Here is a 14592-nt window from a genome sequence, read left to right as displayed (position 1 = left end):
ATTTGGTAATAAAACCATTTCTTCTGCGGTATTGAAACGGCACTGCCGTGTCCGGCATTAGGGCACGGCAGTGCCGTTTCCCTACATACATAAGACTTACGCAGAAATCGGGCTTGTTTACGACCATTCTTGGTTCCAGCCCTTGATAATGGTTGAAAAACCCGGTTTCTTTGCTCGGAGTGCGTAAGTCTTATGTTAATTATTGCCGTTGAGGTCGAGGTTTTCGATGATGGGAATTTCTGAAGGTGAAGAGGCTATTATTCGCAGGTTGATATCAACTATAATTTGATTTTTATCAACAACTACATTGGCTTTTTTTATTAAGAATTTTATTGGTAAACAATCGCCTGATTCTGGTTCGGGAGACGACTGAGTTTTATATCCTGCGTCCTCCAGCCATTCACAAATTTTCCTCCAGTTTTCTACCTTTTCATCCCCTTTACCTACAAGACTTTTTACATATTGGTATAAAGTATTACAGAAATCTACGGCAATTCCCTTGGGGTTTTTACTGAGCGTTTCGGCAATTTCAGCGGGACTGTAGCCGCAGAGTAGACCCCGTAGATGTTGTTTCTCTGTGGGCGTGAGCCGCTTTCCCTTGGCGGATGCGAGGTCTGTGTAAAGGGTTTCTAAGTCCCAGTCGCGGGCAGCTTCCAGGAAGCGATCGTTAGAGGATGCCATTGCAGGGGATAGGTTTCTGGATTTTTTATAATCAAAGTCTAACACGATTCCTAATGCTTATTAGTTTCTTTGTTAAAGGTAGTTAGGTTAGTATCAGGGAAAGCAGGATCGTGATTAATTTTACACAGGAAATTCGGCTAAAGCTCACTTCTTGCGAGATACCGTTTTCTGCTCGACAGAGTTATCAAGCCAAAGTCTCTAAAAAATCCTCTGTTTTTAAAATGTCGAAAAATCAGACTTAGGAGTATTTTATGCCTTCATTCTATCCAGGTCAGAAAGCTAATGAACTTGCTCAGGAAGCTCAAAAGCGATTCGAGCGTGCGGTTGAAGATTTGAAAAGAGAAGAAGCAGCCACAAACAGATTAGCCGAAGAGTACGGTCAACTGCAACTGAATGTCATAAGAAGCACAATTAAGCGCTTTGTTACCTTCCTTGAAAATACTGGTCGGAAGGCTTCAGAAAGTGAAAAGCGGCTTTTAGAAGGGATGGATTTTTCAGTTCAGCAGATGAAGGAGTACAAAGCTGCGGCGGTAGGAGCAGAACAATATTTTATGGCTGGCGTTAAATCTGCTGGAGCAGCCGCAGCAGGTTACGGCGGTGCTATTGGTGCTGTTACTACACTAGGAGCAGCAAGCACCGGAACCGCTATCTCAACTCTCAGTGGAGCGGCTGCTTGGAATGCAACTTTAGCATGGTTTGGCGGTGGAGCGGTGGCGGCTGGTGGCGGTGGTATGGCTGTTGGTGCTTTTGTGCTAGGCGGTATCACCCTTTTACCAGCTTTGGCGATTGGTGGCTTTTTTGCTGCTAGTGAAGGCGAGAAAGCGATGACAAAGGCGCGAGAGCATGAAGCTCAAGTCAATAAGGCGATCGCAGACATGAAACTTGCTAAGGACTTTGCCAAACAGGTAAGACAGCGGATAACTGAGTTGAGAGGAGTGTTTGAATCCATGAACACTCGTGCTGTTGAAGGTTTGAGTAAACTAGAATCTCAGCCTTTTGATGCTAAGAGGGATGCTGAGAAGTTCCAACAGGTAGGACTTCTGATGAAGGGACTTGTAGAAATGTTGAAAACCCCTGTTTTAAACAATGACGGTAAGCTTAATCTCGGTACTGTGAAGGTTTTGGAGAAATATCGGATTTTACCAGGGAAATAGAAATCACGATCGAAGTAGTCTCAAGACTTACGCAGAAAATCTATTTGTAGGGTGGGCATTTCCCACTTTACTACTTAAAAATAAGGAGGTTGCAATGAATCCTTGGGAAATTTTAGGAAATGTTGGTGATTTACATACGGTATGTACTGAGAATGACTTCGCAAAAGAAAACCAAGCCGGTGCAGTTGTAGGAGGAGGTGCAGCACTTGCGGCTGGTGTAATAACTTTAGGTGGGGCTGCTATAGGGCCTCTGGCTATTCCTTTAATCATGTTGGGCGGTGCAATAGCTGGTGCCACAGCAGAATCTACAGTTAAGAATGTAGGCAAAGGCGTAGCAATGGCTGGTGCCACAGCAGAATCTACAGTTAAGAATGTAGGCAAAGGCGTATCTAAGGGAATTACAGGATTTTTTGATTTCTTCAAGAGCGAGGAAGACTTTTTTAACCGAGGAATAGAAAGGCTTGAGAGTGGAGAGTACGGGGCAGCTATAGAAGATTTTACGAAAGCGATCGAACTCAATTCTCAAAATGCTCATGCCTACTTTGTGCGTGGCTGTATTCTCCATGAACAGCACAATTATGCAGGAGCAATTTCAGACTACGCTAAAACTATCCACATCGATTCTAGTTATGTCGATGCTTACCGCAATCGAGGTAACATTTACGTCGCTACAAATGATTATAGCAAGGCAATTGCTGACTATACCCAAGTCATCAAACTCGCTCCCGGCAATGCGGATATCTACTTAATACGAGCAAGTGCCTACAGCGAACTAAAAAATTACAAAGAAGCCATTGCTGACTTCACTCAAGTTATCGCTCTCACTCCTAGTAATGTGAGTGCCTACTACTGTCGTGGTTTAGCATCTACTGAACTAGAGTATTATGAGAGTGCAATTGCTGATTATACTCAAGTTATCAAACTTGACCCTAACTGTGTCGATGCCTACTTCACGCGGGGTCGTTTATTTGTTGAGCTAGAACATTACAAAAAAGCCATTGCTGACTTCACTCAAGTTATCAAAACTAAACCTAATGATGCTAACCTGTATTTTCAGCGGGGCTATGCTCGCGGAAAAGTAAAGAATTATAAAGGAGCTATTGCCGATTTCACTCAGGTTATAAAGCTTAGCCCTAATGAAGCCGTTAATTATTTGTATCGCGGTCATGCACACGTAGCAAACAAGGATTATGATAGTGCAATAGCTGACTACAATCAAGTCATCAAGAGAGAACCAAACTGTACAGATGCTTATTTTCATCGGGGATGTGTCCGCCATGAAAAGGGAGACAAGCGGGGAGCTCTTGCCGACTACAATCAGGTCATCAAAATAGAGCCAGATAATGCTTATGCCTACGTTAAAAGGGGTTCTCTACGCAGAGAAAAGGCAAAAAGAGAGGAAGCGGTAGCAGATTTTCAGAAAGCTATCAGCCTATTTCGCACAGAATCCCTGATGGATGAAGTGCGAAATCTTCAAAAAGAAGTCCGCAATCTTCAGAAGGAAATTAAGAATACTCCTTGGTGGCAGACGCGGGTGTTTTAGGATTCTGTTCTGTTTAAATATCGAATTTTACCAGGCAAATAGAAATGATAGCTAAAAAAGTTCCTGTAAAAATCTTTAATCCAGGCTCCGCTGCTGAGTGCTTCCGCGATGTTGTTGAAGCTTACACCGAATACAAAATAGTTGCCGAGCAAGAACAGACTAAACGGCGTGGTATAGAAGCTTGGGAAAAAGCAACAATTGCCGACATTCAAGCAAAACGCGATGCTTTAATCAACTATCTTGAATGCTCGTTTGATGAGCGTGCTAAGAACTTTAACTTTCTGTTTAAAAAGGTCGATGAGGCAATAGGAATCGGTGATAATAACCAGTTAGCTTTAGCCATGACTTCAATTACCGAAATAGCTAAGTCTAGTCCCTTCAAAGACCTTGCTAATTTAACATCGGTCAGAACCGCCCTTGACGATCCCGATCATGAATGGGAATTTTAATCTGCCCTATCATTCTCAAAAACTAAATTGATTTCATTTTGTCAAGAAAAGGAGATTGTAGAATATGACAATTACATCTATACTCAAACAACTCGAAGGCTTGAGTCAGAAAGAGATGATAGCTAGACTAGAGGAAACTCGCGCTGAACTTCTCAGTGATCAGATGAAAATGATAGTAAAAAAAGACAATGGAATCTCAACAGTAAACAAAATATTAGGTGTAATTAAATTTGATGCGCGCCCTTCTCTGAATAAATCAGAACTTGAAGAACTTCGTCCAGTTCTTCAACGATTTGTCCAAGAGGGAACGTTTACTGAAAATCAGTTTAGGTCGCTGTACCCAAGAGGATAAAATTAAAGATCGCACCCTACTCCTACCCACCAAATAAAAATCAAACACGGTCTGAATCGTCAGCGATCGCTCGAAATGGCCTGTCTGTCCCAAGGAATCTACGCCGCCTACAACCAAGGCTTAGAATTTGTGCGCGAGATCCTCACATCAGGATTTTCACCCTTCGTCCGTCAGTACGAGACAATAGAGTTTATTCAAGCGTCGCGTGCCAGGTAATTCAAAGTATAAACCCAAGGTATATTCTTGACCTTCCTGCAATATTTTTTGCTCGGTCATACTATTTGAAATCGCAATGTGTTTGTTTGTACATTATATATCAATTTTTCCAAGCTTAGAAGATGAGGTATGCCCGATCGCGCCAGCGCGCATTTTTAACACGACTCAGCATTTATCCCCAAATTTCTGTCAAATCTAAAACAAACCCCGGCAACACATCTTCACCCGACAAAGTTGCAGGATTTTCCAGCACTTCTACATCTTGACTTTGCCTGTAAATCTCCACTTTTCTGTTTTTTCTATCTATCAACCAACCTAAACGAACCTGGTTTTCCATGTATTCTTTCATTTTCTCTCGCAGTGGTTTCATATTGTCACTTTTAGAACGGAGTTCTACCACGAAATCAGGACTTAAGGGAAGAAAGCCTTCTTTTTGTTCTGGGGTGAGTGCGTCCCACCTTTCTTGACGCATCCAAGACGCATCAGGAGAGCGATCGGCCCCATTGGGCAGGTAAAAACCAGTAGAAGAGCTAAACGCTTTACCCCGTTGAGTTTGGCGGTTCCACAGCCAGAGTTGCCCGCTTAAATCTGAGTTTATGCGTCCTGTTTCGCCTCCGGTTGGTGGGTTCAGGATTAATTCTCCTGTTGCTGTGCGTTCTAATTGTAATTCTCGGTTGGCGATGGCCAATTCAACGAACTGTTCGCGGGTAACGGTGAGTGTTAGTGTCGGCGGAATATTCACAGCAATGGCGCGGGATGTTTGTGTCATCATTTTTTTCCTAAAATTGATGCTTTTTTAGCAAATTTATCCTGATTTTGACCAGCCCAAACTACAGGACTACTTGCAATTTTTATTATAACAATTGAAATGATCGGGGAAAGCGAGCGAGATCGATCGCTTTCCCCGATCATTAATTGTTTGGTTTCGATGCTTTGACAAACATTTGCCCTCCCAAAAAGCCCCACAACAAAGGTAATTTTAAGTAAACTTTTAACAGCCAAGGCGAGGCAGGTCTGCCTTTTGTCGAAAACGGTAAAAATCTTGGTATAATTAAGTCGATTTCAAACCCGACTGTTTGTAAAAGCTCTTGCAGCGATAAGTGGGTAATCGGTAATTGATGGTCAATAAAATCGTAATATTCTTTGAAGGAGTATTTAAAATTTGGTTGGACAACTAAGATAGAACCCCCTGGCTTAAGCGCTTCAAAGCAAAATGCAATAATTTGGATTAGTTCTTCTTTGTTGCGGAGATGTTCAAAAAAGTTAGAGATAAATATTCGGTCAAATTCTTCGCTAAAATCTGGGTTTTTGCCAATTTTTAAAATGTCAATATTCAGCACTTTTACATCAGGGTTGGCTAATAGCTTTGAATCTGGATTGAGGTCAATCAAACATTTGTTTTCAGCCCTAATTTGATTGATAAACTCGCAGTAACCGCCGCCAATATCTAAAATTGCTGATTCAGGAGGAACATAATTTTGTAAAAAATCGTCAATTAAAACTTTCCACAGTGCCACCTTCGCTTGCATTTGTCGCGAATCAAAGCGGTTGGCATACAATTTTTTGAGATATGTGTCAGTTTTCATAGTAAAATAGCCTAGACTGAGTAGGAGTTTATCACGCGATACAGCCAACTATGAATGTTATATCTACTGAAATACCGGAAGTGCTGATCATTGAACCCAAAATTTTCGGAGACGATCGCGGTTTCTTTTTTGAAAGTTTCAATCACAAAGCTTTTATCGAAAAAACAGGCGTGACCGCAGAATTTGTTCAAGACAATCATTCCAAATCCTCTAAAAATGTGTTGCGCGGTTTGCACTACCAACTGCAGCAGCCTCAAGGCAAATTGCTGCGGGTAGTTGCGGGCGAAATATTTGATGTAGCGGTGGATATTAGGCAAAGTTCGCAGACTTTCGGAAAGTGGGTGGGGTGTTTGCTGAGTGCAGAAAATAAACGGCAATTTTGGGTGCCGGCGGGATTTGCTCACGGTTTTTTAGTGGTTTCGGAGACGGCTGAAGTTTTGTACAAAACTACAGATTATTATGCACCTGCACACGAGCGGTGTCTCCTGTGGAATGACCCCGATTTGGCGATCGACTGGCCGCTAGATGGTGCCCAACCAATCTTATCAGCTAAAGACCAAGCGGGACAAACATTGAAAACAGCTCAAGTGTTTTGATTATGAAAATTTTACTCGCAGGCGGCAGCGGACAGTTAGCTCAAGAATTGCAGCCGATTTTATTATCTTCGGGAGAGGTAATTGCGGTTGATCGCACTCGCCTCGATTTATCCCAACCGGAAAGCATCCGTCAAGCAATGGCTGAAATTCAACCGGATTTAGTCGTCAATGCGGGTGCTTACACTGCGGTAGACAAAGCAGAAAGCGAACCGGAATTAGCAAACGCAGTCAACGGTATTGCACCCGGAATTCTCGCAGAAGAATGCGAAAAACTGGGAGCAAGTTTGATGCACTTTTCTACTGATTATGTATTTGACGGTAGCCACGGTTCTGCTTATAAGGAAACAGATTCTACCAACCCCCTGGGAACTTACGGCAAGTCTAAATTAGCAGGCGAGGAAGCAATTCGGAAAGCGGGAAACCGACATATTATTATTAGAACCGCGTGGGTTTACGGCAACGGTGGCAAAGGTAATTTTGTCAAAACCATGCTGAGGTTGGGAAAGGAAAGGGAAGAAATTCGAGTAGTAGCCGATCAGATCGGAAGCCCTACTTGGACGGGCGATTTAAGTGCGGCGACTTCGCAAATTATTCCTCTCCTTGGGCCAGAAACTTTTGGGACTTACCACTACACTAACAGCGGTGTTTGTAGTTGGTACGATTTTGCGATCGCCATTTTTGAGGAAGCAGAAAAACTGGGCCTTCCCCTAAAAGTTCAGCGCGTAATTCCCATCACCACCGCCGAATATCCAACACCCGCAAAACGTCCGGCTTTTTCTGTCCTCTCTTCGGTGAAAATATCAGCACTTCTGGGCACGCATCCTCCCCACTGGCGGCAAGGGCTCAGACAAATGCTGGCCAGAGAAGTGAAATGAAAAATTGAGACATTCGTATCTTGAAAGGGCTGCATTTGAAGTTACTGTTGGGTGAGGGCGGGTTTGCTAGATTATTGGCTTTAGGCCATTATTATCGGTAAAACCCGCCCCTACTAATCCAAATATTTGTGTTGGCGAATCCGATGAAAGTCAAATCAGAATACGTTTTAATTGCCGCATCAGTTCTCGGCATTCTCATACCAGCATCATATATTTTGTACCTGATCTCCCAAGCGGGAGACTTGTCTAATTTTGATTATTGGTGGATGACCTGGAATTTTTATTCAGTAGACGGTTTCTCTACAAATCCTTTTAATTGGATATTTCGGGCGAACGAGCATTTTGTCTTGATTCCGGCAATTATTTATGGCTTGAATATAGCTGTCACCCAAGGTTCAAATATTGGTTTATGTTTAGTTGCCTGGTTCTTGGCTTGGCTTCAGTGCCACGTATTAATTGCTCTGCTGCCGTTAAAATTGAGGCGTTTTCCGCTGCTATTTATCTCGCTAGTCCTTTCTATTTCTATTTTTAATTTTACTCCGGCGGCGGCTCACAATTGGATGCGGGGATTCAGTGGCGTTCACTGGATAATTGCTAATTTATTTGTAATTTGTTCGATATTTTGTTTGCAATCCTATGTGACGCTTTTGTTAGATAAGAGGGGGGCGGATCATCGGGAGATTCATTCCCAGGCAGAGCCTGGTAACGAAGGATGGAAACAAAATAAGTGGGTAGTTGGCAGCATTGTTTTTGGTATTTTAGGCTGTATTAGTTACAGCACTCCTTTAGGTTTGTGGCCGATCTTGTGTGCGGCTGCTGTTGTGCTGCGGTTTCCTCGGCGAATAACTTATTTGTATTTCATTGCTTCGATTGCAGTGATTGGTATTTATTTTTTAACTTATAAAACTCCATCTCATCACCCTTCTTTAACTAAAATTCACCCGCTCAAAACTCTCGAATATATTCCCACTTATCTCGGCGGAATTTTTAGCGAAAATATTATTGTTGCATCAATTATTGGTATAATTGGTTTGAGTGCAGCGACTGGTTTTGTGGGTTATTGGCTATTTGTAAAAAAGGTCGTGAAGCGTAGCTATCCCGTAGGGAATCGCGCGGATTGGCTGCCTTGGCTATCAATTCAACTTTACACGCTGCAAACGGCGTTAATGGCCGCAGTTAGTCGATCGGGATTTGGCGTCGAACAGGCCACCGCTTCCCGCTACGCCACACTCCCAGCTTTGTTTTGGATGAGCACAATTGTACTCACAGTTTTGTGGGTGCGCGAGTTGCAGCCAACACCAAGAATTCAAGGGCGTTGGCTGACACCGCTGTTTGCAGTCGCCACAGTCGCGATTATTTTAATGTACGGGGTGGGAGGCGAAACTGCAATGGCGATCGCCCACAGAGCAACCTATCAACCGTTAGTAGCATTATCACTGCAATTAGGCATCACCGACGTAACGCTAATTCAAGACCGCGTAGGCAACAAACCCGCCGCTTTTATCGGGTTAATCGACGCCTTAAAAACTAACAACTTAGTGCCATTTAACCGAGACATCAAAAAATACAATTTCTGTGCAGCATTAGACACAAAAATTGACCCAAATTTACTATCAGCGCCCAAAGACGGAGTACCCGGATATTTTGATACAGTAACTAAACTCGCGCCCGCCGCTTCCAGAGTAATTGGCTGGGTAGGAGACCCCGAAAACAATGTAAAATGTATTGCCATTCTCAACCAAGAAAATGTCGTTCGAGGTTTTGCCATGTCAGGATTTCCCCGCCCCGATTTAGTTAAATTGTTTGGGCCTTCCTACGAATCCGCAGCTTGGAGAGGATACATTCAAACATCACCAACAGATAAATTATTGACAGCCTATGCCTCCTTTAACAACCGCAAAGGTTGGGTCGCCTTGCGAAACTCCCAAGTTATCAATAAAAACTAAAAAACCTCTCTTTCTCCTACTCTGCGCCCTCTGCGGCTAATAAAAAAATCTCCTTGACAACATAAATGAAATAGAATAGCCCTATGCCAAAACATCTCAGCTTCGTAATCCCAGTTCACAACGAAGAAGCCACCATAAAATTACTGTTTGAAAAAATCAAACTTGTGATGTTCCAAACAGAAATTGACAGTTACGAAGTCATTTTCATAGATGACGGTAGTCGCGATTATTCCTGGCAAGAAATCACAGATTTAGCCAGCCAACATCCCAAACTAATTAAAGCGATTAAAATGCGCCGCAACTTTGGCAAATCCGCCGCACTTTCAGCAGGATTTCGCAATGCAGCAGGGATAATTATTTTTACTCTTGATGCTGACCTTCAGGATGACCCCGCTGAAATTCCCAAATTTTTACATCATTTAGAATCGGGATTTGATTTAGTTTCCGGTTGGCGAAAACAACGGAACGACCCGCTTTCTAAAACTTTACCTTCCAAGCTGTTTAATGCCGTTGCGTGTTTGCTGACTGGCGTGAAAATGCACGATATGAATTGCGGTTTTAAAGCTTATCGTAGGGAAGTTTTGCAGTCGATTAAATTGTACGGAGAATTACACCGCTACATTCCGGCTTTAGCAAACAATTTAGGGTTTAAAATTGGCGAAGTAGTTGTCGAACATCATCCGCGAAAGCATGGAAAATCGAATTACGGCTGGGAACGTTATGCGCGGGGATTTATTGATTTGTTGACGGTGTTAGCTACGACACAGTATTTGCACAAACCGGGTCATTTGTTTGGGGGTTTGGGATTGTGTTTTGGCTTGGTTGGAACTGTTTCGCTGAGTTATTTGATAGTTATTTGGTTTCTGAATTTGGCGGGGATGAATTTTGGGCCCATCGGCAATCGACCTTTGTTATTTTTTGGGATTTTGTGTACAATTCTGTCGGTACAGTTGATTTCTTTGGGGATTTTAGCTGAGTTGATGGCGCGGAATGTGGATGCTGATTATGTGGACAAGCAAATTAGCGAAATTATTGATGATTCGGGTTTTGATATTTAACCTCCGATTAGATTCGGCGGTTGAAAACGTTTCTATAGAAACAAAGTCGGCGCAACGCCAGACTGCATAAATATCTCAGGTTTTCAAGAATAGTATTATCTAATTTTAAACAATATCCATTTACCTTCTTGCTCTACTATTTCTCCGTCAATATTTGCGTGCCAGTCAGTACGAGTCAGGATATAATCGGCATGATAGTTTCGGGCTACTTTGACTAAATCTGCACTGCTGCGGCGGATAAAAAATTCATTCCCTCCCCAAATCATTTGCGGGTTTAAGGGAACCCCTAAAACAGCTTCCATGCGAGTTTGCCATTCTTTTATGCCTTGTTCGGTAAAGGGAAAGCTCTTGAAGTTGACGACAATCGCTCTTTCGGAGAAAAACTGGAAGCTGGTAACTGAGGGGGGAATTAATACGAGTGAATCGCGGCTGCTAATTCGCGAAAATCGCACAGCTAATTTGCTTAAGTCGTCTCTGGGAACGGCATTGATATTAACTCTTGTTTGAAATATATTTAATATAGGTTTGGGGAGAATGCCTGCTATTCCAAAAACTAAGGTGGCGGTAGTTATTAAGGCTAATGTGTGAGTTAGAGTCTGTTTTAGAGATGTAGCTAGGGATGTTTTTTCTAAAATGAATGGGAAGGCGAGGATTGAGAAAAAGATTGGGATGCTAATTATTCGATCGCCTATTATTTCCCATGAATCAGTCAGCGGATATATCAAGCTGAAAATTACCGTTCCTGCTGCTAAAATCCACAACAATATATTATATCGTTTGGGAAATACGTAATTTTTTGTTTGCCAAACTGATAATACTAGGAAAAGGATACCTCGAAAAGGCAAAGTTAGTACAGCTAACAGCAACAAGCTAACAGCTATTTTTTTGTCTCTGTAAAGTCGCTCTACCGTCAAAGCAACCGCAATAAATATAATTAATTGAGCAAAAGGTACAGTTCTAGCTAACTGTAATTTGGCGATAAAAGCCAAAGGGTAAACTTCTACAAATATGTAATTCAGAAACAGTGCAAGAATCGATGTACCAACAATTGTATAAAAATTAACTTTGTCTTCTTTTGGCAACAAATCAGATTTTTTGATGCACAGCAAGCCACCAATTATGAAACATATAAAGTTGAACCAATTCCCCACATCCCAATTTGACGGGAGGATGTGGTGAGGGTTGCGGACTTTCGCGTGAATGTAGACAAAATCAGCGTTGTCGATAGTGTGAGTGCTGGTAGTACCTGTTAATAACATCGGTACGTAAACGATACTTGCCATTGCTGCTAAAAGTGCGATCGCCAAAATCAATGTTTTAAACTTCCGCCGTCTTACAGATTCAATAAATAAAACGGGAACCATCATCAATCCCGGCAACAAACCAACTAAAAATTGCAGCAAACAGCCCAGTCCAAAAAATAAATATCCGGTTAGCCATTTCTGGCGCAAACTAAAGTAAATTCCCCAAATTGCGAAACTCATTGCGAAGGTACTGGGTACTGATTTGGTGGAAAATATCAGGGTGTTACCAACATCTGTAAATGAAGCAGCTATACATAAAAAAGCCATCGCTGCGGCGGGCAGTTTGGAATTAGTATAGATATTGATAATTGCGTAGCAAGCTAGGATAAATGAACCGAAGGCGAGGAATTGATAAATAAAGTGCGCTAGGGGAATGCTGGTTCCTAAGTTGGCGAGCAAATAGATAATATAATAATAGTAGTACCTGGGATTAAATTTAACCATTTCCTGAACGTAATAATCATTTTTGTAGAGTTCAGGATTTAACATAAGTTGAATGGGCGGCACTTCTGGAAAGTTGCCTCCTATCGGGAAAATATAGCCTGTAGCCATCAGAGAACCGATGATGACAAAAGTATAGAGAGATAGATTAAAATACCAGTTGGATTTTTGATTTTTCTGCATTGACGGTTCCATTTACCTACTGACAGCTAAATTGTTAATCTCCAGTTGGCATTGGTTTGTTAAATCCTGTTTACTGCTACTCAATACCTCAAGCAGCAGATAAATGGGATTTTTGCCCTCAACTAATAGATTTAAGCCGATCGCAGTTTTTGGACTGTAAGCCATCTCTGCTGAGTCTATTAATTTACCTTGCTTGTCCCACAAAGTCAAGCGCAGGACAACTCCGGGACATAGTTGGTTAGGTAAATTGAGTCTTCCTGTAACTTTTACTTTGTCGGAAATGGAACCTAAATACAGAAAAGATGTATCGAGTTTCTGGCTATTTTTAATTGGATGAGTTACAAGATTATATAGGTTATCCGATTCTTGAGTGACTGAATAATTGGCACTTGTGTAGATTGATTGATGCAAACTAATCCAATCTAACTGGGTTCCTGGTCGATCGACTATTTGCCGCTGCATCGCCTCCAGAGTCCTAACTGCCGTTGCTGTATCAGTCGGTCGCATCCTCCGGTAAACGCTGACAGTCACGCCGTTTTCTAGCTTAAACTGTTCCGGTAGCACTTGGAAATCGCGGGCAATTTCCCAGTTTTGAGTAAAGGCATCGTACACAACTTTAACAACATCTTGTTCGTGCGATCGCAAAACTTGTTCGTCAGTCGGTAACACCTCCTGAAAAGGCACCGCAACCACCGCATATTGTGCCTGCAACAACTCCGGTAGCGGGTAAGTATCGCGCGAGTCAATTTGCGGCCTCCCGATTGTATTTAATTTCCACCAGCCCTCCGGCGGGTTTAATTTGCGGTTGGCTTGTCTGAGTATATTAGCATTGAAATTGTTAGAAGCACCAGCAATATAAATCGGTTCTTCATTCGGTGCTAATTTTCGCAGAAACTCTACTAATTTTACAACTTCGTCGTAGTCCGATCGCACTAACGGCGGAAAATTAGCCATAAACAGTCTTGACAAATCAATTTTGAGAGGGATTAACCCGACTGCGGCATTCACAACCAGGTACAAACCCGCCGCGCCCAGCATCAAATACCGGACTTTTCCCTTGAGTTTCAGCCAAGTTGTCCAGAAAAATGTGGATAGTCCTAAAAGTGCGATCGGTGTAATATGAATTGTATAGTGCAAGTAGCCGTAACGCAAAACTAACAGCCATTCAATCAGGGACAAAACCCCAAACAACGAAACAAAAATAGCCGCCGCCGGAACCAGCATTCGAGTGAGAATTCCCGCAGAAAAACCAATCAGTACCAGCAGCCAAGTTCCCAAACCGTAAAAATCCGCATAACGAGTTAAAATATCACTTACAGGCAAACTCCAAGCGACATACAAATTGCGGTAGTCAACCGTCAGAGCACTGCGAGTAAAATCTCCTGCTACCAACATTAAAATAGTCAAGCTAGTTGCAGCTATCAAGCCCACTTTTACACCGGATTCAAACAAGCATCTGTAGGGAAACGGCGCTGCTGCGTCCTTGTCTTTGGGAGACGAGAATGCGGTTTTGTTACGGTATATTAGTACAATAAACTCGATGAAAGCCTGTAAAGTAGCTGCACCAAAAAATGCGATCGCACTATAAGCAAAATGGCGTCGCAACAGAATCGCCGCCGCCAGAAAAAACCCAATTAACGGGATTTTCCACCAAGATTTCAGCTTAACATCCTGCAAATAAACCCAAATTGCCAAGGCTACAAACACACAGCCGCCAGTATCCAGATATCCCCGCAGAGTCGGTATCCAACTCATCGGAATTAATAAACTCAGCAGCACAGTTGACCAAAACACCCGGCGCGGATAAACTGGAATTAGCTTTGCCGAAATTGCCCCCAGCAACAGGCGAAACGGCAGCACATAAATCAGAGATACACTTAGAATGTAACTCAGCCGAGACGCGCCAAATAAGAGAATAAACGGCACTAACGGCAGAGAAATTAACAGATTTTTTTCCTTAGATAGCGATTCTATAACTCCGCGCCATGCTTTATCTGGCGAGTCTCGAAATAAATTAGCCGTGTTGACTGTAGCGGTATTGTATCCCGCGTAATCCCACCAATAAAAAGTATGTTCGCTATATACATAGATTGATGTTACTGCAACTGTTACAAGAACAAGTAAAAACAGAAAAAAGCCATCAATCAAACTCTTGCGAGGCAATTTAAAAGAAACAAAATCCAATAATCCCATCACTCTCGCAACCCT

Annotated in this window: 13 protein-coding genes; 8 read left to right on the top strand and 5 right to left on the bottom strand. The window is 42.4% G+C overall.

The genetic code is table 11. The features are described from left to right. Positions 1-195 precede the first annotated feature (195 nt). The gene (locus tag D0A37_RS12250) at positions 196-681 is read right to left on the bottom strand and encodes a helix-turn-helix transcriptional regulator (protein WP_242725502.1); all 486 of its coding nucleotides are present in this window, start codon (positions 679-681) and stop codon (positions 196-198) included. A 251-nt stretch (positions 682-932) separates the two neighbouring features. Here D0A37_RS12250 and D0A37_RS12245 point away from each other — a divergent pair, with 251 nt between their 5' ends. From D0A37_RS12245 to D0A37_RS12230, 4 genes are all read left to right on the top strand, one after another. Next, positions 933-1835 (top strand): hypothetical protein, encoded by a 903-nt coding sequence (locus D0A37_RS12245; protein ID WP_242724547.1) that lies wholly within the window; start codon positions 933-935, stop codon positions 1833-1835. 94 nt (positions 1836-1929) lie between these two features. Continuing rightward, positions 1930-3378 (top strand): tetratricopeptide repeat protein, encoded by a 1449-nt coding sequence (locus tag D0A37_RS12240; protein ID WP_242724546.1) that lies wholly within the window; start codon positions 1930-1932, stop codon positions 3376-3378. Between the two features lie 44 nt (positions 3379-3422). After that, positions 3423-3827 carry a hypothetical protein gene (locus D0A37_RS12235; protein WP_242724545.1) on the top strand — a complete coding sequence of 135 codons (405 nt, stop codon included), beginning with the start codon at positions 3423-3425 and terminating at the stop codon, positions 3825-3827. Positions 3828-3891: 64 nt separating this feature from the next. Continuing rightward, positions 3892-4179, top strand: coding sequence for a hypothetical protein (locus D0A37_RS12230; RefSeq protein ID WP_242724544.1), 288 nt, complete (start codon positions 3892-3894; stop codon positions 4177-4179). 388 nt (positions 4180-4567) lie between these two features. Here D0A37_RS12230 and D0A37_RS12225 read toward each other — a convergent pair whose 3' ends face one another. Together D0A37_RS12225 and D0A37_RS12220 are read right to left on the bottom strand one after the other, a co-directional pair. Then, a complete protein-coding gene (locus D0A37_RS12225; protein WP_445242524.1) occupies positions 4568-5167 on the bottom strand; it encodes a Uma2 family endonuclease in 600 nt (199 codons plus the stop codon). Positions 5168-5306: 139 nt separating this feature from the next. Then, positions 5307-5981 carry a class I SAM-dependent methyltransferase gene (locus D0A37_RS12220; protein ID WP_242724543.1) on the bottom strand — a complete coding sequence of 225 codons (675 nt, stop codon included), beginning with the start codon at positions 5979-5981 and terminating at the stop codon, positions 5307-5309. 50 nt (positions 5982-6031) lie between these two features. Here D0A37_RS12220 and rfbC point away from each other — a divergent pair, with 50 nt between their 5' ends. The 4 genes from rfbC (at position 6032) to D0A37_RS12200 (ending at position 10456) form a co-directional block, all read left to right on the top strand. Then, the gene (gene rfbC, locus D0A37_RS12215) at positions 6032-6577 is read left to right on the top strand and encodes a dTDP-4-dehydrorhamnose 3,5-epimerase (RefSeq protein WP_242724542.1); all 546 of its coding nucleotides are present in this window, start codon (positions 6032-6034) and stop codon (positions 6575-6577) included. Between the two features lie 2 nt (positions 6578-6579). Further along, entirely contained in the window at positions 6580-7452 is an 873-nt protein-coding gene (rfbD, locus tag D0A37_RS12210; RefSeq protein ID WP_242724541.1) for a dTDP-4-dehydrorhamnose reductase, read from the top strand. A gap of 143 nt (positions 7453-7595) precedes the next feature. Then, positions 7596-9398 (top strand): hypothetical protein, encoded by a 1803-nt coding sequence (locus D0A37_RS12205; RefSeq protein ID WP_242724540.1) that lies wholly within the window; start codon positions 7596-7598, stop codon positions 9396-9398. A gap of 83 nt (positions 9399-9481) precedes the next feature. Beyond that, positions 9482-10456 (top strand): glycosyltransferase family 2 protein, encoded by a 975-nt coding sequence (locus tag D0A37_RS12200; RefSeq protein ID WP_242724539.1) that lies wholly within the window; start codon positions 9482-9484, stop codon positions 10454-10456. A gap of 95 nt (positions 10457-10551) precedes the next feature. Here D0A37_RS12200 and D0A37_RS12195 read toward each other — a convergent pair whose 3' ends face one another. Next, a complete protein-coding gene (locus D0A37_RS12195; RefSeq protein WP_242724538.1) occupies positions 10552-12384 on the bottom strand; it encodes a DUF6798 domain-containing protein in 1833 nt (610 codons plus the stop codon). A gap of 12 nt (positions 12385-12396) precedes the next feature. Beyond that, positions 12397-14577: a hypothetical protein gene (locus D0A37_RS12190; protein ID WP_242724537.1), complete on the bottom strand. Its 2181-nt coding sequence runs from the start codon at positions 14575-14577 to the stop codon at positions 12397-12399. Positions 14578-14592 lie beyond the last annotated feature (15 nt).

The organism is Microcoleus vaginatus HSN003 (assembly GCF_022701255.1).
Lineage (GTDB): Bacteria > Cyanobacteriota > Cyanobacteriia > Cyanobacteriales > Microcoleaceae > Microcoleus > Microcoleus vaginatus_B.
This window is presented reverse-complemented; position numbering and strand designations above follow the sequence as displayed.

What these genes read in the sequence shown, in the direction of transcription:
- D0A37_RS12250 (WP_242725502.1), bottom strand. Translation starts at nt 681, where the DNA reads ATGGCATCCTCTAACGATCGCTTCCTGGAAGCTGCCCGCGACTGGGAC.
- D0A37_RS12245 (WP_242724547.1), top strand. Translation starts at nt 933, where the DNA reads ATGCCTTCATTCTATCCAGGTCAGAAAGCTAATGAACTTGCTCAGGAA.
- D0A37_RS12240 (WP_242724546.1), top strand. Translation starts at nt 1,930, where the DNA reads ATGAATCCTTGGGAAATTTTAGGAAATGTTGGTGATTTACATACGGTA.
- D0A37_RS12235 (WP_242724545.1), top strand. Translation starts at nt 3,423, where the DNA reads ATGATAGCTAAAAAAGTTCCTGTAAAAATCTTTAATCCAGGCTCCGCT.
- D0A37_RS12230 (WP_242724544.1), top strand. Translation starts at nt 3,892, where the DNA reads ATGACAATTACATCTATACTCAAACAACTCGAAGGCTTGAGTCAGAAA.
- D0A37_RS12225 (WP_445242524.1), bottom strand. Translation starts at nt 5,167, where the DNA reads ATGATGACACAAACATCCCGCGCCATTGCTGTGAATATTCCGCCGACA.
- D0A37_RS12220 (WP_242724543.1), bottom strand. Translation starts at nt 5,981, where the DNA reads ATGAAAACTGACACATATCTCAAAAAATTGTATGCCAACCGCTTTGAT.
- rfbC (WP_242724542.1), top strand. Translation starts at nt 6,032, where the DNA reads ATGAATGTTATATCTACTGAAATACCGGAAGTGCTGATCATTGAACCC.
- rfbD (WP_242724541.1), top strand. Translation starts at nt 6,580, where the DNA reads ATGAAAATTTTACTCGCAGGCGGCAGCGGACAGTTAGCTCAAGAATTG.
- D0A37_RS12205 (WP_242724540.1), top strand. Translation starts at nt 7,596, where the DNA reads ATGAAAGTCAAATCAGAATACGTTTTAATTGCCGCATCAGTTCTCGGC.
- D0A37_RS12200 (WP_242724539.1), top strand. Translation starts at nt 9,482, where the DNA reads ATGCCAAAACATCTCAGCTTCGTAATCCCAGTTCACAACGAAGAAGCC.
- D0A37_RS12195 (WP_242724538.1), bottom strand. Translation starts at nt 12,384, where the DNA reads ATGCAGAAAAATCAAAAATCCAACTGGTATTTTAATCTATCTCTCTAT.
- D0A37_RS12190 (WP_242724537.1), bottom strand. Translation starts at nt 14,577, where the DNA reads ATGGGATTATTGGATTTTGTTTCTTTTAAATTGCCTCGCAAGAGTTTG.